This is a genomic window from Vibrio sp. 2132-1 (assembly GCF_033344315.1).
The window spans coordinates 277,571-296,666 of sequence record NZ_JAWPON010000007.1; the positions used below are offsets into that span (position 1 = coordinate 277,571).

22 protein-coding genes are annotated in these 19,096 nt (G+C 43.8%); 5 read left to right on the forward strand and 17 right to left on the reverse strand.

What is annotated here, in order from left to right; genetic code table 11:
* Nucleotides 1-20: 20 nt before the first annotated feature.
* From R8N47_RS10350 to R8N47_RS10370, 5 genes are read right to left on the reverse strand one after another with little or no spacing between them, the layout of a single operon-like run.
* On the reverse strand, nt 21-572 hold the full coding sequence (locus tag R8N47_RS10350; RefSeq protein ID WP_064354475.1) for a DUF6162 family protein: 552 nt from the start codon (nt 570-572) through the stop codon (nt 21-23).
* Nucleotides 569-889, reverse strand: coding sequence for a hypothetical protein (locus R8N47_RS10355; RefSeq protein WP_005374251.1), 321 nt, complete (start codon nt 887-889; stop codon nt 569-571). The genes R8N47_RS10350 and R8N47_RS10355 overlap by 4 nt, the downstream gene beginning before the upstream one ends.
* Before the next feature lie 42 nt (nt 890-931).
* Nucleotides 932-1,762, reverse strand: a complete 831-nt coding sequence (locus tag R8N47_RS10360) for a DUF4198 domain-containing protein (RefSeq protein ID WP_025768070.1) — start codon at nt 1,760-1,762, stop codon at nt 932-934.
* 15 nt (nt 1,763-1,777) lie between these two features.
* Nucleotides 1,778-2,317, reverse strand: a complete 540-nt coding sequence (locus R8N47_RS10365; protein ID WP_033906231.1) for a DUF2271 domain-containing protein — start codon at nt 2,315-2,317, stop codon at nt 1,778-1,780.
* 21 nt (nt 2,318-2,338) lie between these two features.
* Nucleotides 2,339-2,968 carry a PepSY-associated TM helix domain-containing protein gene (locus tag R8N47_RS10370; protein ID WP_021035904.1) on the reverse strand — a complete coding sequence of 210 codons (630 nt, stop codon included), beginning with the start codon at nt 2,966-2,968 and terminating at the stop codon, nt 2,339-2,341.
* 281 nt (nt 2,969-3,249) lie between these two features.
* Between R8N47_RS10370 and R8N47_RS10375 the strand changes: the two genes are divergently transcribed.
* A complete protein-coding gene (locus R8N47_RS10375) occupies nt 3,250-3,702 on the forward strand; it encodes a hypothetical protein (protein ID WP_033906230.1) in 453 nt (150 codons plus the stop codon).
* Nucleotides 3,699-4,187, forward strand: coding sequence for a hypothetical protein (locus R8N47_RS10380; RefSeq protein WP_064354474.1), 489 nt, complete (start codon nt 3,699-3,701; stop codon nt 4,185-4,187). Before R8N47_RS10375 ends, R8N47_RS10380 begins: the two co-directional genes overlap by 4 nt.
* A 68-nt stretch (nt 4,188-4,255) precedes the next feature.
* On the opposite strand, the gene R8N47_RS10385 is transcribed toward R8N47_RS10380, so the two are convergent.
* The 9 genes from R8N47_RS10385 to R8N47_RS10425 form a co-directional block, all read right to left on the reverse strand.
* The gene (locus R8N47_RS10385; protein WP_033906228.1) at nt 4,256-5,428 is read right to left on the reverse strand and encodes a tetratricopeptide repeat protein; all 1,173 of its coding nucleotides are present in this window, start codon (nt 5,426-5,428) and stop codon (nt 4,256-4,258) included.
* Entirely contained in the window at nt 5,425-6,045 is a 621-nt protein-coding gene (locus R8N47_RS10390) for an energy transducer TonB (RefSeq protein ID WP_005374256.1), read from the reverse strand. Before R8N47_RS10390 ends, R8N47_RS10385 begins: the two co-directional genes overlap by 4 nt.
* The gene (locus R8N47_RS10395; protein WP_005374257.1) at nt 6,045-6,449 is read right to left on the reverse strand and encodes an ExbD/TolR family protein; all 405 of its coding nucleotides are present in this window, start codon (nt 6,447-6,449) and stop codon (nt 6,045-6,047) included. Before R8N47_RS10395 ends, R8N47_RS10390 begins: the two co-directional genes overlap by 1 nt.
* Nucleotides 6,446-7,000 carry a MotA/TolQ/ExbB proton channel family protein gene (locus R8N47_RS10400; RefSeq protein ID WP_017635540.1) on the reverse strand — a complete coding sequence of 185 codons (555 nt, stop codon included), beginning with the start codon at nt 6,998-7,000 and terminating at the stop codon, nt 6,446-6,448. The genes R8N47_RS10395 and R8N47_RS10400 overlap by 4 nt, the downstream gene beginning before the upstream one ends.
* On the reverse strand, nt 7,000-8,367 hold the full coding sequence (locus R8N47_RS10405; RefSeq protein WP_054574484.1) for a MotA/TolQ/ExbB proton channel family protein: 1,368 nt from the start codon (nt 8,365-8,367) through the stop codon (nt 7,000-7,002). Before R8N47_RS10405 ends, R8N47_RS10400 begins: the two co-directional genes overlap by 1 nt.
* Nucleotides 8,368-9,135, reverse strand: a complete 768-nt coding sequence (locus tag R8N47_RS10410; protein WP_005374260.1) for a DUF3450 domain-containing protein — start codon at nt 9,133-9,135, stop codon at nt 8,368-8,370. It abuts the gene before it with no gap.
* Nucleotides 9,136-9,209: 74 nt separating this feature from the next.
* Nucleotides 9,210-11,303 (reverse strand): TonB-dependent siderophore receptor, encoded by a 2,094-nt coding sequence (locus R8N47_RS10415; RefSeq protein WP_318070286.1) that lies wholly within the window; start codon nt 11,301-11,303, stop codon nt 9,210-9,212.
* A 207-nt stretch (nt 11,304-11,510) separates the two neighbouring features.
* Nucleotides 11,511-12,884: a sensor histidine kinase gene (locus tag R8N47_RS10420; RefSeq protein ID WP_033906224.1), complete on the reverse strand. Its 1,374-nt coding sequence runs from the start codon at nt 12,882-12,884 to the stop codon at nt 11,511-11,513.
* Entirely contained in the window at nt 12,884-13,549 is a 666-nt protein-coding gene (locus R8N47_RS10425) for a response regulator transcription factor (protein ID WP_005386018.1), read from the reverse strand. The genes R8N47_RS10420 and R8N47_RS10425 overlap by 1 nt, the downstream gene beginning before the upstream one ends.
* 230 nt (nt 13,550-13,779) lie before the next feature.
* Here R8N47_RS10425 and R8N47_RS10430 point away from each other — a divergent pair, with 230 nt between their 5' ends.
* Nucleotides 13,780-14,490, forward strand: a complete 711-nt coding sequence (locus tag R8N47_RS10430; protein ID WP_033906223.1) for a glycerophosphodiester phosphodiesterase family protein — start codon at nt 13,780-13,782, stop codon at nt 14,488-14,490.
* Between the two features lie 35 nt (nt 14,491-14,525).
* On the opposite strand, the gene R8N47_RS10435 is transcribed toward R8N47_RS10430, so the two are convergent.
* On the reverse strand, nt 14,526-15,008 hold the full coding sequence (locus R8N47_RS10435) for a L,D-transpeptidase family protein (RefSeq protein ID WP_017819702.1): 483 nt from the start codon (nt 15,006-15,008) through the stop codon (nt 14,526-14,528).
* 242 nt (nt 15,009-15,250) lie between these two features.
* On the opposite strand from R8N47_RS10435, the gene R8N47_RS10440 reads away from it, so the two are divergent.
* The gene (locus R8N47_RS10440) at nt 15,251-16,246 is read left to right on the forward strand and encodes a 2-hydroxyacid dehydrogenase (protein WP_054579202.1); all 996 of its coding nucleotides are present in this window, start codon (nt 15,251-15,253) and stop codon (nt 16,244-16,246) included.
* Between the two features lie 85 nt (nt 16,247-16,331).
* Nucleotides 16,332-16,688 (forward strand): YibL family ribosome-associated protein, encoded by a 357-nt coding sequence (locus R8N47_RS10445; RefSeq protein ID WP_005374274.1) that lies wholly within the window; start codon nt 16,332-16,334, stop codon nt 16,686-16,688.
* 163 nt (nt 16,689-16,851) lie between these two features.
* Here R8N47_RS10445 and R8N47_RS10450 read toward each other — a convergent pair whose 3' ends face one another.
* Nucleotides 16,852-17,883 carry a hypothetical protein gene (locus tag R8N47_RS10450; RefSeq protein WP_005374275.1) on the reverse strand — a complete coding sequence of 344 codons (1,032 nt, stop codon included), beginning with the start codon at nt 17,881-17,883 and terminating at the stop codon, nt 16,852-16,854.
* A 102-nt stretch (nt 17,884-17,985) separates the two neighbouring features.
* Complete coding sequence (locus tag R8N47_RS10455; RefSeq protein ID WP_064354473.1) at nt 17,986-18,747, reverse strand: hypothetical protein; 762 nt, start codon at nt 18,745-18,747, stop codon at nt 17,986-17,988.
* Nucleotides 18,748-19,096 lie beyond the last annotated feature (349 nt).

The following is a 19,096-nucleotide window of genomic DNA, read 5'->3' on the forward strand; positions in this document are numbered from 1 at the left end:
TACTTATCAATTATGTTGTCTTAATGGGCGTGAGAATGAGAGGAAGAGTCTGACAGAACGATTTGTTTCCACCCGAAATCGTGGCGTTTAGCTAGATCGCTTAGTCCCTCCAAATTTAACGAACGGCTAGAATCATTAAACCAAATATCAGCTTGAGAACTGCGGCTATCCAACAGCATGGAAGCAGAGCCTTGGGCACTGGTCTTCACGCCAATGTAGACACCGTCATCAATTCGTTGCCACTGATGAGAACCTTTACGCTTCCAGTTTTGGTCTTTCACGAACGGAGCAATCCAAAGCACCTCCATATCAGAGATCTCAGGCCAAGTTCCGGTATCTAACTGCAAATCACGAATCTCTTCATGAGCGAGCTTAAGCTCAGCGATCAACCCCAACTCATTTTGATGTAAATCCGTGATTAACACTTGATGAGACTGCATGTCTGGCTTTTCAGTCGCGACCTGATGGTAGGGCATAAGTATGGCTGCTGAACTGAGAATTGCTGCGATTGTCAGTGCGACCCACTTTCCTTCTCGGTTACCATCATCAGGGCGAACTTTCTGTACACTCATTTCTCTTTCAGCTCAACGATATCCACTTCCACCGGGCTTTCATGTCCGGCATCAAATACCAAATAGAAATCTGTTTCAGGGTGAGTAAATTCTGCGATGGAACGCTTATCTGTTTTTTCTTTGGCGATCAGATTGTCGTCGTAATCGTACATTTCGACATCGTAGTCGACCGCTGTCGATCCATCCGAGTAGCCCGCTTCACAAATCACTTTATCTTGCGCCAAGTGACAGCTCATCAGAGGAAAATGTGCAGCAGCGTGAAAGGACGCAAATCCAGAAAAAAGCAAAACCGCTTTTAGAAGAGAAGTGTTATTCATGATAATTCCAAAATGGCCCAGCAATTGCTGAGCCTAATTCGATTAGTTAAGTTGAGTTTCAAACGTAAGGTGAACATTGGCACTCGCTTTATCCGCCAATGGATTATCTTTCAATTCACCTTTGTAGTTCGCTTTCATTAAGTAGCGCCCGGCGACTTCTGGCGTGAAGATCACTTTGCCATCTTTATCGCTCACCACATCGATTTGTTCTTGATGGTTTCGGTACATAGTACCTTCACGTGTAATCTCAGCAGTAACGCCCTCTTGTGGCTCTCCGTTAAAGAAAAACTGGAACGTCACAGGCTCACCTTCAATGATGTCCGATGGATGCGTGATCGGTTTCATCTCCAGCATTTTGCCTTCAATCTCCAACGCTTTGTCCGTTGGCATACCAACCGTAATGTAGCTTTCTGCTCGGGTGTAACTTAGTTGAGTAACCACATCACGCGCTTGCTCGGGAAGCACATCACCACGCTCAGCTTTGCTTGCTCGCGCCCATTTCACCGTATCACGACGGCCCGCTTTGTATTGTGTGTAGTAGCTCGGCTGATTATTAATCGCAACTTTGTGCGTGCCTTCTTCTGTAAAAAAGAAATCAAACATAGAGCGACGCTTGCCACGAACAACAAAGTTAGGACGCTCAGAGCGGCCATCCGGCATCACCACAAATGCCTGATCACTACCCGCAGGCTTATCAAAAACAAACGTTCCGTGAGAGGCAGTAACATCAAATGTCAGCCAGTCACCGCCTTCTTTAGAAACCGTAAAGTGAGAGGGCAGAACCCAACGTGGATGTGCTTGCGCGGTGGTGGTTACAGCCAATCCCATTGCCATTACACTCGCCAATGCCACTGCTTTCATTTTGGTTTTCATTGTTGTGTCCTTTAATCACTTAACTTGATAATTGACGGTGATGACACCCGTCTCTTGTGTTGGTTTAAGCTCATAGCGCACGTCACTGTCCGCTAGCGTTATTTTTTGACGTAAGTAGTTTCGCCCACCGTGTTCACGAACGACTTCGACGTACAACGTGTAATTTCCTTGTTCCAAACGCTCCCCTGCGTCATTGGTTCCATCCCAGACAAAGCGGTATTGACCAGCAGGACGTGTTGCAGAAGTCACCGCATCAACAAGTTCACGATCATAACGACCCGCTTTTCTCCACCAGCTGCGTAGATCTTTTAACCATTCGTCTTTCCCTACCCATAACTGAATGGTTTTAACCGGTTTACGCTGATCGTTTTCAACCCAAACCGCCACATAAGGGCGTGCATACATTGAGGTATCTATCTTTGGAAGTTCGAGTTCGAAGTCGACCTTCGCGTTATCTGGTAGAGGCGCCGCGGAAAGAGAGAAAGGAGCAAAAGCCGCGATCAAAGCGGCTTTACAAAAGTGATTACGGCGGAAAAATCTTCCTGTGTTCAACATAAGTGTTCTCTAAAAAAGCTGTTATGGAACAGCAACAAAATAAATTACGAGCGACAGTAACGTACCAAAGCTCATCCATTGCATAGACGTTCTGAGCGTCTTCTTCTTAGGCAGTAACAAGCACACGCCTGTAAGAACAAAAAACACCATCAAAAGCGCAGTGACGTCGATAAACCACTTCCAAATCCCACCACTGTTGCGCCCTTTATGTAGATCGTTCAGCAGCGCAACAATACCGTAGTGCGTCGTTTCAACATCTGCCGCACCAGTAGTCATATCAATAAAGACCGTAGCGTTATAACCTGGGCCTTTAAAATCCATAGACAGCTCTCCGAGTAACAACTCACCTTGCTCAACTTCGGTATACACATCTAGTGCGGAGGGAGTGCCGCGAAGCTCGGTTTCTTTAGTCAAGAAAGCCACCAGTTCTTCACGATTAGGTTGAAAGGTATCTGAATGTGAGAATAGAACTGAGTGCGGAACCGTCAGAGTATGTTGTTGAATGATAGGTTCACTGCGTTCAAACAATTCGGGGCGATTGAGGGTAATACCAGTTACTGCAAAAAACAGCGTAACTAAGAGAAGAGCCATCGAAATATAGATATGTAGGCGGCGAGCCCAAGTTTGAACACCTTTGCTTTTAAGCAACATAGAAACAATCATCACCAATAAATGTGGGGCATAATTTAGGTGATAATCATTCGTATTGGCATTTAATTTACATTGTTTACTTTTTCAATTCAGCTTGGCTTGCGCATGTTTTAGCTATTTGGGCCAATGCGAGTTACAGGTTGCCTACCTTTTAGATAATAATCATCTCAATTAAAATAACTAAAAGTTAAACCACTTCCTCAATTCGCAAAAATGACATAGATCTCATATAAACGTAGGTTACTATGTTCTTTTTAACCTAATTACTTTCGGTGTAAAACATGAATAAATGTCCTGCGATCATCGGTATTGTATTTGATGAAAAGAGTTTGAAAGCTATCGATAGAATAAATGAATTACATGAATTAGAGAGATCGGCCAAAGTATTTATTAGCTTGGGTAACCTTTGGAGTATTTTTGGAGGAAACTCCCTGAAGGGGACAGCGAGTAGTGGCCTATCTAAAGCAATTACTGCTATTCCCGCCAAACCAGGATGGGAAACCGCTAAAAATGTTAGCATTGGATTAGGAAGAGGAATTTCTTCTGATGCAAGCCAAACTGCTTGGAGTATATCACAAGCTAATTGGGAGTATTACTTCAAATCATATAGTGCCTTAGATCAGATCAAGCTGAGAGAAATCGAAAAAATCGCCACTTTCCAAGCACTTGATCATGTACACGATAGCAAGCAATATAGATTTTGGAAAGCGATCTCAGATGGATGTAAAATATGAACAAGAACGCTGTAATAATACTCTTATCATTTTTCTCAAGTGTCGCTTTAGCAAATGCAAAATTTGAAGACAGTTTATTTAAAAATGTAAGCCAATCTATTGATAATTATGGTGCTAAGATAAAGCAGTGTGAGTCTATGGCAAAACAGAATACGCCTGACAAAAAAACCCTAGAGTATTCAAAGAACCATATAGAAGCATTAACTCCTGTTCTGCCGTTTTTAAGCGAAAAAGCTTTTGAAGCTTGTGTCTTAAAAGAGAAACAAGAACTAGCATATTACTTATTAATAGCAAAAAATAACGCTTCAAGAACCTCAACATTAAAGCTTGTAGAATCGACTGAAAGCCTTACTTTTCATATCGAACCTACATCTATAGAAAAGTTTGAAACACTGAGCAAAGTACATCAAGAATATATAGAGAAAAGCCCCTTTTTCTCCCGACCATTTGATGCGTTAGCCTTTTATGAAAAACTCATGCAGTAAATAGCCTTTATGACTTTAGACAAAAAAAATACCCGAGACTGAGCTCGGGTATTTAATAAAAATGTTCGCTATGAGTCCTGCGTCGATTCTACTTTGCGTAGCTGAGATAGATACTTAACCCAACTTTTTGCCTGATTCGATGGCTTAATCTCATTCGCTCTTTTGGCATTAGCGAGCGCATCGTCAAACCGCTTAAGTTTGTAGTAAGCGCGAGTTTTGATAAGTGCAACATCCGCTTTACGACCTCTGACCTTATCGAGCGCGGCAATGGCATCTTTATAATGGCCTTCTTGCACCAACAGTTGAGAATAGTTCCAGTAATACTGCCTATCTAGCTGAGCTGCAATACGCCAGCTATCAATAGACTCTTCCCACTCTTTTGCCATTTGCCAATACGTTGCTTGCTGGGCTTTTAGCTTACTATTCGAGTTTACATCCTCTAGCTCGTTCATCACCAACGCAGCTCTCTCAGGAATACCTCGTTTCGCGTACAATTGTGCCAGCAGCTTTAAGTCATCTTGGCTAAGTTGTAACCCTTTCAGTTTTGCCAACGCCAAAGAGTCTAGGGCACGTTTGTTGTCATCAACCCGTAGGTATAGAGCAACAAGCTGACGCCACCATTCAATTCGTTCAGGTTCAATCACGATTAAGCGTTTGATGGTCGAGATTGCCGGCTTCCACTTTTTCAGTTCTAGCTCAGCAGAAAGCTTTATCGACAACGCGCCAAGCTTGTCTGGCTGACCAAACTTCTCATAACGAGCCATTGCTGAAAGCACTTTTTGCCACTGACTCAGTTGATAATGAGATTGGGAAATACGCAGCCATAGTTCATGCGCTTTTTGACCTTTAGGAATGTTTTTGCTCAAGGCATAGTAATGAGGTAAAGCCTTAGAAAAACGTTGCTCGTTCAGCAGTATATCAGCCAACATTTTTCGGGTTTGCCATGCTTGCTCATCTTGTAGCAAACCACTATTGACTGCCAACTCAAGTTGCTTAATCGCCGCTTGAGTTTGCTCGTTCTGCCAGTAAAAAATACCCAACATTCGAGCGACATAAGCTTGGTCATATCCACGAGAAAGCTCCATAGCTTCAAGAGATGAAATCGCTTCTTTTAGTTTCTCCTCCTGAGCCAAGTTGTGTGCTCGTTGAACTCTCGCTGCGGTGTATTGGCTTAACTCACTGGCAATGGTTGAGAGTGCACTCAGGCTTAATACCGTACCGATTAAGAATTTTTTCATCATTTGGCTAACTTGAACTCCACTTTAGCGGTTTGTCCGAACTGCTCAATTGACACACCATCCTCAACTTTTGGCTGATACTTCCATTTTTTAAGCGCACGGATTGCTTCCCTTTCAAACATGCGCTCGGGCTCAGCCTCGATCACTTCAATATCTTTTGGTCGTCCAGTTGCATCGATCGTGAAACGCATAATGACATAACCTTCCACTCTACGTTTCAGCGCCTTACTTGGATAGCGAGGATCAACACGATACAACGGCAGTGCTTGCTGGTTGCCCATTGTTCCCTTCAAGTTTGGGGCGCTAATCGCGATGCCTTCAAGGGCTGTGTTTAAACCTAAAGCACTGACTGGCGTCATCTGACTCATTGGTTCCATTTGAGTGTCAGCTTGAGACAGATCCATTGGCTCCGGCGCTTGAGGTGGTTCTGGTTGCTCCGGCACTGAACGTTGACGACGCTGCACGTCTGCTTCATTCTCTACCATCACCATATCAAAACGAACGGCTTCTGAAGCTTCTGGTGCACGCTGGTTGCCTTTATCAACCATCCACGCCATAAAGCTAAACAAGCTCACAGAAATTAACAGTGATGCTGGTAGTGCAAGTAACAGCCTGCCCATTAAGGTTTCTCCGCCGCCAAAGCAATGTTTTTCACACCTGCTGCCTTTGCAGCGTCCATCACTTTCACGACAGTGCCATTGTAAGCATGCTCGTCAGCTTGGATAACTAACGAGGCATCAGGCTGATCAAGTAACAGATGCTCAATAGAGGCCTCAACACGCTCAATATCAACCACTCGTTTGTCGATGTACACATCATTCGCTGCCGTTACTGCGATAAAAATGCCCGCGTCTTTTTGACTTACTACATTAGAAGCCTGAGGGCGATTCACTTCTACACCGGATTCACGTACAAACGAACTGGTCACAATGAAGAAGATCAACATGATGAAGACGATATCAAGCATCGAGGTTAAATCGACTTGAGCTTCATCTTGTTGGTTAGGTCTGCGTCCGAGTCTCACTTTTGACTCCTTAAAGATTGTTCTAACTGGATAGCTTTTCGTTCACACACTTTGCTAAGGCGAGCATGAATAAACATGCCCGCAAGCGCTGCTACCATACCTGCCATGGTTGGCAGCGTAGCAAGTGAGATACCAGAAGCCATCAATTTCGGATTGCTGCTGCCTTGCGATGCCATTACGTCAAACACCGTAATCATGCCTGTCACCGTCCCTAACAACCCTAGCATTGGGCAAACCGCCACAAGTAGCTTAATAGTCGATAGGTTTTGGCGCAGTTCGATTTGCGCTTTTGCAATCCATCCTTCACGGATTTGATGCGCGTACCAAGAGTGGTGCTCTGATCTTGCTTGCCACTGCTCACAAAGCTGTTTTTTTACCCCAGGGAAAACCGTTGTGAGATAAATAACTCGCTCCATAACCAACAGCCAGCACACCGCCACGACGGCGGCCAGCCACCATAGGATTTGACCACCTTGCTGCATAAAGCTCATCAATGTTGTGGCCCAATCCTCACTGATCAAACCCAATGTGCTGAGTAGGATCTGCTCCATTACGCTGCGTTCTCCGCTAAGGTGTTAGAGTGACTTTTGTTACTCGGCATATCACGCTCAGCTTGTTCTGCAACTAAACCGATGCCTTGTTTTTCTAAGATACTGCGAATATTTTCTGCTTGAGAGCTCAATACGTTGTGCGCTAATAGCAAAGGCATGGCTGAAACAAGGCCAAGTACGGTAGTCACAAGTGCCATTGAAATACCACCCGCCATTACTTTCGGATCACCATTACCAAATTGAGTGATGACTTGGAAGGTTTCGATCATACCCGTTACCGTGCCTAGTAGGCCAAGCATAGGAGCTAGAGCAGCAAGAAGCTTAAGCATCGACAACCCTTTTTCTAGGTGGGTTTGCTCATCAACAACAGCTTCCAAAAGACGTAGTTCTAACGCTTCTACGCTGCGATGCTTGTCTTTCTGGTATACCGCAAGCACGCGACCCAAAGGGTTGTTTCCTGGCTGCGCTGGGGTTTTCAGTTGCTTCATGATTTTCTGGCGCGAAATCATCAGTGATGCACCACGTACGAGCGCAATCAATAGGCCGATAGCCAATAAACCAAGGATTATTTTACCGACAACGCCACCCGCATTTAGGCGATCAGCCAAAGTCGGTGAGTTTGCAAGCTGTTCAAGAAGAATGCCACGTGATGGATCAATGACAAGTGCATCAATGTCACCAGAGGAAATAGTATTCGCTGTTGGACCGTTCTCAGGCTGACGAAGATAGTTTACCGCGTCTCCGCGTTGACCATTCCACTTAACGTAGCCAGTCTCATCCAGCAGCGCCATAGAACCAAGACGAACACCATTAACCGTTTGTTCACGACCTTCGCCATTTAGCAGTGTGAAAGAGACGTTTGCCATTTCACCGCTTGCTTTGATTTGTTCTTCCATGCTGCGCCACATCGCCTGAAGTTGGGTCAACGTTGGCAGTGATTTAGCCGCAACAATAGCATCGATATCTTTCTGATATGAGTTTGCATCTACACCCGTTACTGAGCTCTTGAGCTCTGACTCTAGCTCTTTTGCGTTCTGGCGAACGACGCCAAATAGCTCACCTAAGCTCCCGGTTTCTAGACGTAGCTTTTCTTCTAGCTGCGCCAGTTCCGCTTCGTTTTCACCGAAAGTAACACTTAATGAATCCGCTTCTGCTTGAAGAGCAGCTCGCTCTGCGGCCAATTTATTCTTTATAGCCTGTAGCTCTTGCTCTGTTTGCTTAAAACCTGATTCACGCGTGACATTGTGCGATTGCTGTTGACGATTTTCTTGCTGCGCCTTTTGTAACAACGCATCACTAGCAACAGTTGTATGAGGCATTAATGCGGCTGTCGAGATTAGTGCAACCGATAACCATTTTTTCATCATTTATTTGCCCTCCGCAGCGGTTAACGACACTGGCAGAGTTAACATACTCGGCGCGATCTGTTTATTCGCCATAGCGAACGCTTTATCTAGCTCTGATTTTTGCTCAGAACCCACTTGTTGCCATGCTTGTTGTTGCTGTGACCAGCTCCAAAATGTGTCACCAGATAAGCTACGCGCTACCAAAGACAAACGCCCTAAATAGAGAATGTCCGCCTCCACAGCTTCATTGTCACCTAGGTTAATCTTGCCTTGGTAAACGCCAAGCTTGGTGCCGTAATCCATTTCAATTTGGTACGCTTCTAAAATACGACGAAACTTCTCTGCATCCGCAACGTCTGCACGCGTCATCATGGAATCCAGCTTTGCAATTCGCTCCTCACGTTGCGCTTTGCGTATAGGCTTGTCGTTAGCGACGAGCACTTTTAAGCCCTCAAGCATGTGATACATCAAAGGCACGACACCTTGACGAGTTTGAGCAATCTGCTCAATTTGCTCGTTCAAGCTATCAACTTCTTGATTTTGACTTTCAACAAGGCTTGCAAGATGATCGCGATAAATCTTCAAGTTACCGACTTCCTCTTGCAGCTGCTCAATTTCAGCTTCTAGAGTAAGTGATTTTTCTGCGCTTGCATCAATACGTTTTTGGCTTACCGCCGACGACTGGTTTGTTTTACTCTGCACAGCTTGTGCATCGTTTAAGTTCGCCGCGTGAGCGGGAATCAAAACCGATGATATCAACAGAGCGATACTTGATTTCATTAGATTCATACGAGTTATATTTCTGTGTTCCAAAAACGACCAAAGGGGAAGACTACCCTTCCCCTTTAATAATCAAATTGTTATCAGTACTTGAACTGGATTGTTGCCATGTAGTTGCGGCTTTCTCCAACCACAACCCCACTCGCACCTTTTTGCTCGCCATTCGTGCTACCACCACCTGCGAAGTAGTCGGTATCGAATAAATTCTCGACATTGAATCGAGCAATAATATCCAAGTTTTCATCGTACTTATGTTTGTATGACACGCCCATATCAACGCGAGCGTAGCCATCTTTCTTGAAGGTGTTCTGTGCATCACCGTAGCGATCACCTTCATAAATCAAACCAAGGTTTAAGTTAGTGTTGTCTTGAACCTTGTAGCTAGACCATAGACTTGCCGAGAACTCTGGCACGTCTACAGGGCGGTTACCTTCATATCTTTCTGCCTTCTTAAGCTCTGCATCCAAATACATTGCAGAAGCGGTTAGCGACAACTCTGGGGTCACAAAACCTTGAGCCATTAACTCAGCGCCTTTGTGAACTTGCTCACCACCTTGCGTTTTCTTGTGTAGGAGATTGCCGCCCGCGTCTTTGCCGCTTTCAACATCCAGCGAGATGTTCTCTAACGTGATATCAAACACAGCACCAGATACAAATAAACGCTGATCAAACAGTTCCCACTTCGTACCGATTTCATAAGAGATACCACGCTCAGCGTCGAGTTTCTCACCTTCATTGATGTAGGTACGACTACCGTTGCTGACTTCACCTTGAGGCATGAAGCTTTCAGAATACTGAACGTAAACCGAGCCATTCGTCGATGGGTGGAAAATGACACCAAATTTTGGAGAAACCTGGTTTTCGGTCAGTTCATCATCACGCTTTTCGTCATAACGAACACCTGCAAGCACTTGCCAGTAATCATTAATCGTCATCATATTTTGCGCGTAGATACCCCAAGTATCGTACTCAGCAGTTGGTGATTTCTTCGAACTACGATAGCTAGGCTTAGGCACCGTTTCTCCTGGCGCAATACTCGCCTCATTATGAAATGCCATAAAGCGATCATAACTGTAATCTAAGTAGTTAGCGCCCACTAACAACGTGTTTTCCGTACCGAACAAAGTAAAGTCCGTCGTCACATCTATATATGCAGTATCAAATACCCAATTATCGGAGCGATCGTTGCCTCGATGCTTAATCGTATTTAACTCTTCATACTGATCAAACTTAGGGTAAGACTCTACATCAAAACGCTTAAAGTCTTGGCGGTTGTAACCTGCTTTTACGTTCACGTTATCCGTGACTTGCGCATTAATATCGACACCGTAGTTTTCTACTTCGTTATCAATTTTAGACCACTGCGCATCCCAAATGTACTTATCACCGCGAACCGCTTTGCCATCAACAATGTATGCGCCAGAGTCCACGCTACCATCGTCTTTCGTGCGATCGTAATGAGCCGATACCATAAAGTTGTCTGTGATATCGTACTCAACCACTAGGCCAGCTACCGTACGATCTGTTTTAGGCTCAGTGCCATCACCGTACCTGCGCCAAGAGCCGTAGCTTTCTTTGGCAAAAATTGCGCGCGCTCGCAGTGTCTCTGCATCATTTAGCGCGCCGCTCACATCAAGCACAGTGCGTGAGTGATCATTCGAACCTAGATCTTGGCTCAAACTTGCTTGTGTTTGAGTTGTTGGTTTTTTCGAAACCATGTTTACCAAGCCACCCGGCTCAGATTTACCGTATAGCAGACCTGATGGACCTTTAAGCACTTCAACACGCTCTAAAAGCTCAATTGGCTGACGGTAGTGTGACCAGTGTTGACGGCCATCACGAAGAAAACCGTCTGAACTGCTAAGTTCAAAACCACGTAGAGAGAAACGTTCGCGGTTACGGCTTGTACCACCCGCGCTAACACTTGCATCGTTACGTAGCACTTCACCAAGTGTACTTGCACGCTGCTCATCAATTACCGTTTCATCGATAACCGCTACTTGTCCCGGCGTTTCCAGCTGCGTCATTTCCATGCGCATTGCTGTACTGTTTGTATCCGCCTTGTAGCCGAACTCTCGACCTTCTACAATTACATGTTCGTCTGTTTGAACTTCCGCCACTGCAGGTGTTGCTAACACTGCACCGATCACTAACGCCAAATGGCTCTTAGTAAACATATCCTTTCACTCCGATTATTATTTTTCGGGTCACATACTTGTTGAATGCGATTCCCTCTTAATTATTTCGCGGGTGAATATAAGTGATAAGTATTACCATTTGCATTAAATTTACATTCTTTGCATTTGCAAACTTTTGTAAAGTACTCTCTGATGATGCGCCATGATAATGTGATGTTAATCACAAAAATTACGACTTAATCATACTTATTGCTTGAACACTAAAGTAACCCTCAGACCACCTTGCTCACGGTTTTTCGCCGTAACTGCTCCACCCATAATACGCATGGATTCTTTGACAATCGCAAGACCTAAACCGTAGCCACCAAGCTTTTTATCTCTAGAAGCATCTAAGCGTGTAAACGGATCAAAAATATCGACCAGCTTGTTATCTGGAATACCAGGCCCATCATCAGATACTGACATGATGGTGAACTGCTGCCCTTCTTTGACATAATTTTCCAGAGAAACTTCTATCTGAGATGCTGGTCCTGAATATTTAATGGCATTACCAATAAGATTGTTCAAACAACGAATGACCAGCGTTTCTTCACAAATGGCTTTAGCACATACAGCTTCTGAGCGGAAAGACAACGTCTGTTCTGACTTCAAATCTATTTTGCAACGTTCTACTTGCGGGGAGAGCAAAACTTCTAAATCACAGCGTTTCGTGGCTTTGTCGAAGCGCGCATTTTCCAAGCGACTGAACTCCAATATATCGCTGATCAAATGGTTTAGCTCTTTTGCTTCATCTTCTAGCCTTGTCACTAGGCTTTGCTCACTTTCTCCAACACGCTTTCGCAAAAGATGCAGAACCAAGTTCTGCCTCGCTAACGGCGTTCTCAATTCGTGAGAGACATCTCTTATAAGCAGTCGCTGCTTTTCAGCGAGAGAATGAATCTGTTGCGTCATGTGATCGAAGTCTTGCGCTAACTCGTTAAACTCACGCGTGCTCGACTTCAGCTCTTTCACGACACTGACATTAAAATCGCCATTAGATAGCTTTTTGCTTGCTTCTCTCAATCGATCCAATGGTTGCTGTAAGTTACGTGCCATTAGCAGCGAAAAGAGCGCCAAAATAACCACTGCAATCACGACTTTGAGAATAGAGAAATACAGAATGAAGTCATTTGCAGGGTGCAGTCGATGTGGCAATTGAATCACTAAAGTATTGCCATGAACTAAAGGAATATTGATGATGGGGCGATTCACTTTCCCCTCAAGTTGATCATCAATGCTTCTCTTAAATTGAAGTTTGAACTCGAAGTGCGGATGCATCAGACGGTGCGTAACTGGTTGCTGATGTTCATTCAACACAAATAAATAAAAGTTTTGCGCATTTGCCCAGTCAGCAAGTTCGTCCATGTCTCCGTGCTCAATCAATACATTGGCTTGATGTGCAAGGTCTAGCATTTCTTCTCGCACACTATCGGGCACTTTCAACATGGCTTTCACCAGAGCTTGTTCCGCTAAGGATTGCACGACCAAAATACTAATGACAATTGCGGTCATGCAACTAAATAACTTGAACGCTAAGCTATCTTTACGTTTTGCAATAAAAGGTGGACACCGGAGCTTCATTAACGGTTTACAGCCTCTAAATAACTGTAACCTTTGCCACGGAAGGTTTTGATATGTTGCTTGGAAAGCCCCGCCTCAACTAACTTGCGACGTATGTTACTGATGTGCATATCAAGGTTGCGATCAAAAGGACTCAGCTCTTTCTTTAACACTTCGGTTTGAAGCTCTGCTTTTGAAATCACGACTCCTTGGTTTTTTACCAAGTAGCTCAATAGTTCAGCTTCCGTACTTGTGAGGGGTAAGCTATTAAGCTGGTCGCTGATCGTTTGAACGGTACTACACATCGTCTGACGTTGACGTTCCAAGCCAACACGACGAAGAATCGCTTTGATGCGCATTAGAAGCTCAGCGACATTAAAGGGCTTTCCGATATACTGATCGGCCCCCGCTTGGTAACCATCAAGCATCGAGTTTTCATCGTTGAGAGCGGTAAGCATTAGAATAGGTGTCGCGAAGCGCTGACAGATCCTACGAGCAACTTGCATGCCGTTAAGGTTTGGTAACATGACATCAAGCAATACAAGATCTACAGGCGTTTTTTCCATATATTGCAGCGCACTTTCACCGCAATGCACAGAAGAGACGATGTAGCCCTCCTCTTGCAAAACCGCTTCTAACAGCTCACACAAAGGAACGTCATCATCGACTATCAAAACTCGTGACATTACCACTCACCATTCAAATAAAAATGGTTCGCATTTTATTACTCATTTACTAATTAAACAACTACACACTCTAAGGCTTTAAGTCCACAGGACTCAGTCCAAGAAGCAGCAACGTGCCATTAGAGTTTAATGTTCACTTTTACTAAAGGTTCCTAACAATATGCACCTAGATATATCTTCATAGAAAAAACGAGTACAATCTGGCAACCGCAAAGCAAAAGATAAAGCGAATGGAAACGTTATTAATTGGTCACCGTGGCGTGGCAGGTTCATACCCTGAGAATACAAAAATAAGCATTCAGGCAGCCATTGACCTGGGGTTGAAGTGGGTGGAAGTGGATATACAGCCTACCAAAGATAATGTTTTAGTGGTTTGCCATGATCATACCGTCAATCGATGCAGCAATGGACAAGGCCGTGTTGATGAGCTCACCCTGGAAGAGTTAAAAGCATTAGATTTCGGTAGTTGGTTTAGCACAGACTTTTCAGGCGAGAAGATCGTGACACTAGATGAACTGCTCACTTTAGCTACTGAGAATAAGCTTAACTTGAATATCGAAGTTAAAGTAGACAACCATCCAGCGGAAGAAGTGGCGCAGACTCTCGCCAATGCGTTAGCAAAAAGTCCAATGCCGCAAGAGAATGTACTCCTATCGAGCTTTAGTCATGACGCCATTAGAGCGATGCACAAATACTGCAGTGGCTACCGATTGGGTGTGTTAAGTGAATTCTTTACGAGAAAAGATAAACGCCTTTTGGAAGAAGTTAGTGCCTATAGCTGCAACCTAAACATTAACTGGGTTCGTACTCGCCAGATAAACAAACTCCAACAAGCCGGTTACAAAGTGATGTGCTATACGGTGAACAATCCAAATAAACTGAAATACCTGCCTCAGTTAGACGGTATTTTTAGTGATCATCCACAGCGCTTTATGCCATAGCCTATAAGAGCCAGAACATTAAAGGGGACCTTTTATTACCACTCAATCTGAATTGGTGTCCCCATCTCGACAAGCTGGATAAATTCATCCATCTCCTCGTTGGTAATCGCAATACACCCATTAGTCCAATCAAAACTTTGGATGTAAATCGGCAACTGACTCTCACCGTTTTTTAAGCCATGAATTTTGATGTTCCCTCCAGGGGACACCCCTCGGCGCTTCGCTTCCAACGTATCAATCGCATCAGGGTAACTGATATGCACAGAACGATAAAAAGCAGAGTCCTCTATAACATAATCTAGAGTGTACTCGCCCTCTGGCGTGCGATTGTCTCCCTCTTCTTGTTTATGTCCTTGAGGGTTCGCTCCTAAAGCAATTCGGTATTCTTTTAGCACTGCTCCTTGTTCCATCAAATACATTCGACGCTTAGACTTGTCGACTTTAACAAGGTCAACAGCTGCGTGAGTGCCCGAAGCAAACACACAACACAAGAACATAGAGCACCATTTTACTGACATTGTCGTAACGCCTAAGCTAATAAAGTGAACAAGAAAAGAGCGATAATGCTAGTCAGTTAATGCTCGTAAAGCAAACAGTATCTAATGCGGAACCGTAAGATAGCACTCGCTGAAAGGCGTACTTCTTGTTGTTGTTTGATACAACAAAAGTCAAAGAGAAGATTTCTCTATTCATTGCGGCTAAGTTGCATTACTTTATAAGCATATTTATTTATAAAGTCCGCACTTTTTGAGAGGGAACCATGATTAACATTGCTTTTTTTAGTGCAAAATCCTACGACGAAGCCTCTTTTAATAAAATTAAAAATAACCGCGATTTTGAATTTCACTATCACGACTTCCGACTAACCGAAAAAACAGCCAAGATGGCGCACGGCAGTGATGTCGTATGTGCGTTTGTTAATGATGATCTTTCAGCTCCTGTCCTTAAACAGCTTTCTCTGGGCGGGACCAAGCTTATTGCTATGCGCTGCGCGGGATATGATAAAGTTGATCAACAAGCAGCCAAAGAACTAGGCTTACAAGTGGTTCGAGTTCCTGCTTACTCACCAGAAGCAGTGGCAGAGCACACGGTTGGTTTAATGATGTGCCTAAACCGCCGTCTTCACAAGGCCTACCAACGCACACGTGACGCCAACTTCTCGCTAGAGGGTCTTGTTGGCTTTAACTTTTTCGGAAAAACCGTTGGTGTTATTGGTACGGGTAAGATTGGTATCGCGACGATGCGTATCTTCAAAGGGCTTGGCATGGAACTGCTTTGCTACGACCCCTACGAAAACCCATTAGCGCTAGAAATGGGAGCCCGTTACTGTTCGCTTGAAGAAATCTACGCTAATGCGGATATTATCTCTCTCCATTGTCCAATGAGTGAAGAAAACTATCACTTATTGAACGAAAAAGCCTTCGCGCAAATGAAAGATGGTGTAATGATCATTAACACCAGTCGAGGCGAGTTGCTAGATTCACTAGCGGCGATAGAAGCGTTGAAACAAGGTAAGATTGGTGCGCTTGGCCTAGACGTGTATGACAATGAAAAAGACTTATTCTTCCAAGATAAATCTAACGATGTCATTGTCGATGATGTTTTCCGCCGTTTATCGGCTTGTCATAACGTGCTGTTTACTGGCCACCAAGCATTCTTGACTCACGAAGCACTTAATAACATTGCCTCTGTGACGCTTGATAACGTCGAAGCCTTTTTCTCTGGTAACGTATCGGGCAATGAACTGATTAACTAAAGCCAGACAATCGAGAAGTATAGTAGAGCGTGTGATCTCAGCTATGCTATACTCCTCGACTATTTAAAATTTGAGCCAAATTACCATGAGCATAAAAACTGATATTCAAAAGCTGCACAACCGTTTAGATACATGCCAACGTAAACTTGATGCGGCACGTTCTCGTGGTGATCACGAAATGATTACAAAGTTCACGGATGAAGTAGAACAGCTTACCAAAAAGCTTAACCAGTTAAAGCACAAGCAAAACTATGAGCTGAACAAAGAACGTAAAAGCTTACTTGATATGCCTTTCTCTCGTGAAATCACCAAAGCAGAACAAGCGGACATCGGCAAACTGAAAAAACGCGTACGCGGCTTAGTAATCGTTCACCCATTAACAAAAGTTGGTAAAGAACTTCGCCTTGATGTGATGACAGGCTTTGCGCCAAAAGAGTTTTAAAACTCGCATTAACATTTATGGAGCCCAAGCATTTGCTTGGGCTTTTTATTTTGTACTGCTTCATTAGATTTCATCGAAATATCAATCCATAAGCTATTAAAAAGGCCAGCGACAAAAGCCACTGACCTATTTCGACCAATATCGTCCGCATTATATCTCAACGTTACGACAGTTGCTGCAACTTGTGCTCCACAACGGGATCATTCGGAACCAACTGCTGAGCGACTTCCAAAAGTTGTACTGCATCTTGCGGGTTGTCATACTCATGCTTAAGTGCAATATCAACAAGTGGCTGAATATCGATTTGTGCTTGATGCTCCTTCACATGTTCTTTCTTTTCTTCAATTAGTACATTATGAGCGGTACTCAGTAAGTTTAAACGATGCTGTGAGCTCGCATTCGCCTTGTTAAGGCACTGATAGTAATCTTCTTTTAAGCGCAGCGTTTTGGTCTGATGACGAAACTGCGCTATATCTATCTTCTGATAACGTATAAAGTCTACGGCCACTTGCTTATAAAAACCGAATTTATTCAAATACGTCGCGTGGGTACCATGTCCCATCCCGAAGACTCTTAAGTGAGTGAGCTCTGGGTAGCGTTTGGCGTGAAGGCGGTCGATTTCATTAGTTGGATCATAAATGATGTAGCCTTTTGCATCGCCAAGGTCAAGGTCGTGATACTTTCCTTCCCAATCAAATTGTTGGGCTAATTCAGTACTTGGCCTATCATCCCATGGCACCAAAACTTTGTTTTTTGTGCTGACCGGGTGAAACATCAATACTTGATCCAACTTTAATAGATTGGAAAAGGCACCAATAGCAAAACCACCGCGGCTAAGTCCATAGCCTAAACGACATTCAAAGGGCTCAAGTAAAGTCGACAGTTGCTCTAGAAAGAAAATTAAATTACGGCTACGAAACCAGTTACTTTTCCCAAGATGCTGAAATGAAATAATATTTACTTTTTGTTTCTGGGCTAAGCGATAGCCCCAAGGCGCAAAGTCTGAGTGTAAGTCCTGTACTTGTAGATTCGTACCAGCAGGGGAAAAGGTGAACAACAACGGTTTATTGCGGTCGACAAACTCATACTTAACAAATACATCATCAAGTAAGTCCTCCCCGGACATCGGTAGCCTGGTTTGCTGTTCTTCACGAGAAAGAGCCAGCCATTCATCCAACCAGTACAGTAACTTCATTAATCCTCCATCTAAATTGCGCCTAGCAATTGTGTTAAAAATCTAGTTTTAGTGTGTGATCATCTCCCCCTGGTTACAGGGGACTCTGATATCAGTCCTCTTTTAAAACAAAGCGTGAATTTGCTTATTAAATTGGTCAATATCTAAGGTTTGATGGCGAACAAACTCCTGCGCCACCAGATTAAAAAATTCTAATTTATCTAATTGTGTGGATTGAGTGCCGTGTCCCATACCGACGACTTTTAAATGGGTAAGCTCTGGATAACGTTTAGCATGAAGACGATCAATGCGATTGGATGGGTCATAAATAATATAACCTTTGGCATTGCCCAAATCTCGATCATGGTAGCCGCTTTCCCAAGCAAACTGCTGAGCAAGCTCAGTACTCGGCCGATCATCCCAAGGCACTAACGCTTTATTTTTAGTGCTAACAGGATAAAACAACAAAAGATGTTCTAGTTTCAGCAAGTTAGCGAACGCGCCAATTGCAAAGCCACCTCGACTTTGCCCATAACCCAAACGACATTTGAAGGGATGAAGCAACTCAGATAGCTGCTCCAGAAAGAAAATCAAATTCCGACTACGGAACCAATTACTTTGTCCTAAATGTTGAAAGGCAATAATGTTTACTTGTTGTTGTATTCCGAGCTCGTAGCCCCAAGGAGAAAAATCCGGAGTTAAATCTTGTACCTGCACATCAGTACCGGAAGGAGAAAATGTAAACAACAATGGCTTGTTAAGATCGACGAGTTCATACTTCACAAACACATCATCAAGTAAATCGTAGCCAGAGATAGGTAAAGCCATCTCTTGTTCTTGTTGAGTAAGAGCTTGCCATTCATCTAACCAGTAAAGTAGCTTCATTTTTTCTCCAAGTGCATCCGCAGTATTTAGACTGGAACTCTATCAAAATGCGTTTAAGCATCCCACGTTGAGACTTAAGAAAGCTCTATTTGAAGCCCAAATGAGACGTATGGAAATGTCTTCGATTGAAGGTATTACTGCGTAAACTAAACCCAAAGTAGGTACGCAAAAACTTGGAGAAAGAGCTAGAGAAAAATCAATTAGAAGTTTCGATAACAGCGGTTAAAAAACAGCAGATACAAAAAAACCGCTGTAAGAACAGCGGTTTTTTTTAAAAGTGGCGGAGAGATAGGGATTTGAACCCTAGATACGCTATTAACGTATGCCGGTTTTCAAGACCGGTGCTTTC

What these genes read in the sequence shown, in the direction of transcription:
- R8N47_RS10350 (WP_064354475.1), bottom strand. Translation starts at nt 572, where the DNA reads ATGAGTGTACAGAAAGTTCGCCCTGATGATGGTAACCGAGAAGGAAAG.
- R8N47_RS10355 (WP_005374251.1), bottom strand. Translation starts at nt 889, where the DNA reads ATGAATAACACTTCTCTTCTAAAAGCGGTTTTGCTTTTTTCTGGATTT.
- R8N47_RS10360 (WP_025768070.1), bottom strand. Translation starts at nt 1,762, where the DNA reads ATGAAAACCAAAATGAAAGCAGTGGCATTGGCGAGTGTAATGGCAATG.
- R8N47_RS10365 (WP_033906231.1), bottom strand. Translation starts at nt 2,317, where the DNA reads ATGTTGAACACAGGAAGATTTTTCCGCCGTAATCACTTTTGTAAAGCC.
- R8N47_RS10370 (WP_021035904.1), bottom strand. Translation starts at nt 2,968, where the DNA reads ATGTTGCTTAAAAGCAAAGGTGTTCAAACTTGGGCTCGCCGCCTACAT.
- R8N47_RS10375 (WP_033906230.1), top strand. Translation starts at nt 3,250, where the DNA reads ATGAATAAATGTCCTGCGATCATCGGTATTGTATTTGATGAAAAGAGT.
- R8N47_RS10380 (WP_064354474.1), top strand. Translation starts at nt 3,699, where the DNA reads ATGAACAAGAACGCTGTAATAATACTCTTATCATTTTTCTCAAGTGTC.
- R8N47_RS10385 (WP_033906228.1), bottom strand. Translation starts at nt 5,428, where the DNA reads ATGATGAAAAAATTCTTAATCGGTACGGTATTAAGCCTGAGTGCACTC.
- R8N47_RS10390 (WP_005374256.1), bottom strand. Translation starts at nt 6,045, where the DNA reads ATGGGCAGGCTGTTACTTGCACTACCAGCATCACTGTTAATTTCTGTG.
- R8N47_RS10400 (WP_017635540.1), bottom strand. Translation starts at nt 7,000, where the DNA reads ATGGAGCAGATCCTACTCAGCACATTGGGTTTGATCAGTGAGGATTGG.
- R8N47_RS10405 (WP_054574484.1), bottom strand. Translation starts at nt 8,367, where the DNA reads ATGATGAAAAAATGGTTATCGGTTGCACTAATCTCGACAGCCGCATTA.
- R8N47_RS10410 (WP_005374260.1), bottom strand. Translation starts at nt 9,135, where the DNA reads ATGAATCTAATGAAATCAAGTATCGCTCTGTTGATATCATCGGTTTTG.
- R8N47_RS10415 (WP_318070286.1), bottom strand. Translation starts at nt 11,303, where the DNA reads ATGTTTACTAAGAGCCATTTGGCGTTAGTGATCGGTGCAGTGTTAGCA.
- R8N47_RS10420 (WP_033906224.1), bottom strand. Translation starts at nt 12,884, where the DNA reads ATGAAGCTCCGGTGTCCACCTTTTATTGCAAAACGTAAAGATAGCTTA.
- R8N47_RS10425 (WP_005386018.1), bottom strand. Translation starts at nt 13,549, where the DNA reads ATGTCACGAGTTTTGATAGTCGATGATGACGTTCCTTTGTGTGAGCTG.
- R8N47_RS10430 (WP_033906223.1), top strand. Translation starts at nt 13,780, where the DNA reads ATGGAAACGTTATTAATTGGTCACCGTGGCGTGGCAGGTTCATACCCT.
- R8N47_RS10435 (WP_017819702.1), bottom strand. Translation starts at nt 15,008, where the DNA reads ATGTCAGTAAAATGGTGCTCTATGTTCTTGTGTTGTGTGTTTGCTTCG.
- R8N47_RS10440 (WP_054579202.1), top strand. Translation starts at nt 15,251, where the DNA reads ATGATTAACATTGCTTTTTTTAGTGCAAAATCCTACGACGAAGCCTCT.
- R8N47_RS10445 (WP_005374274.1), top strand. Translation starts at nt 16,332, where the DNA reads ATGAGCATAAAAACTGATATTCAAAAGCTGCACAACCGTTTAGATACA.
- R8N47_RS10450 (WP_005374275.1), bottom strand. Translation starts at nt 17,883, where the DNA reads ATGAAGTTACTGTACTGGTTGGATGAATGGCTGGCTCTTTCTCGTGAA.
- R8N47_RS10455 (WP_064354473.1), bottom strand. Translation starts at nt 18,747, where the DNA reads ATGAAGCTACTTTACTGGTTAGATGAATGGCAAGCTCTTACTCAACAA.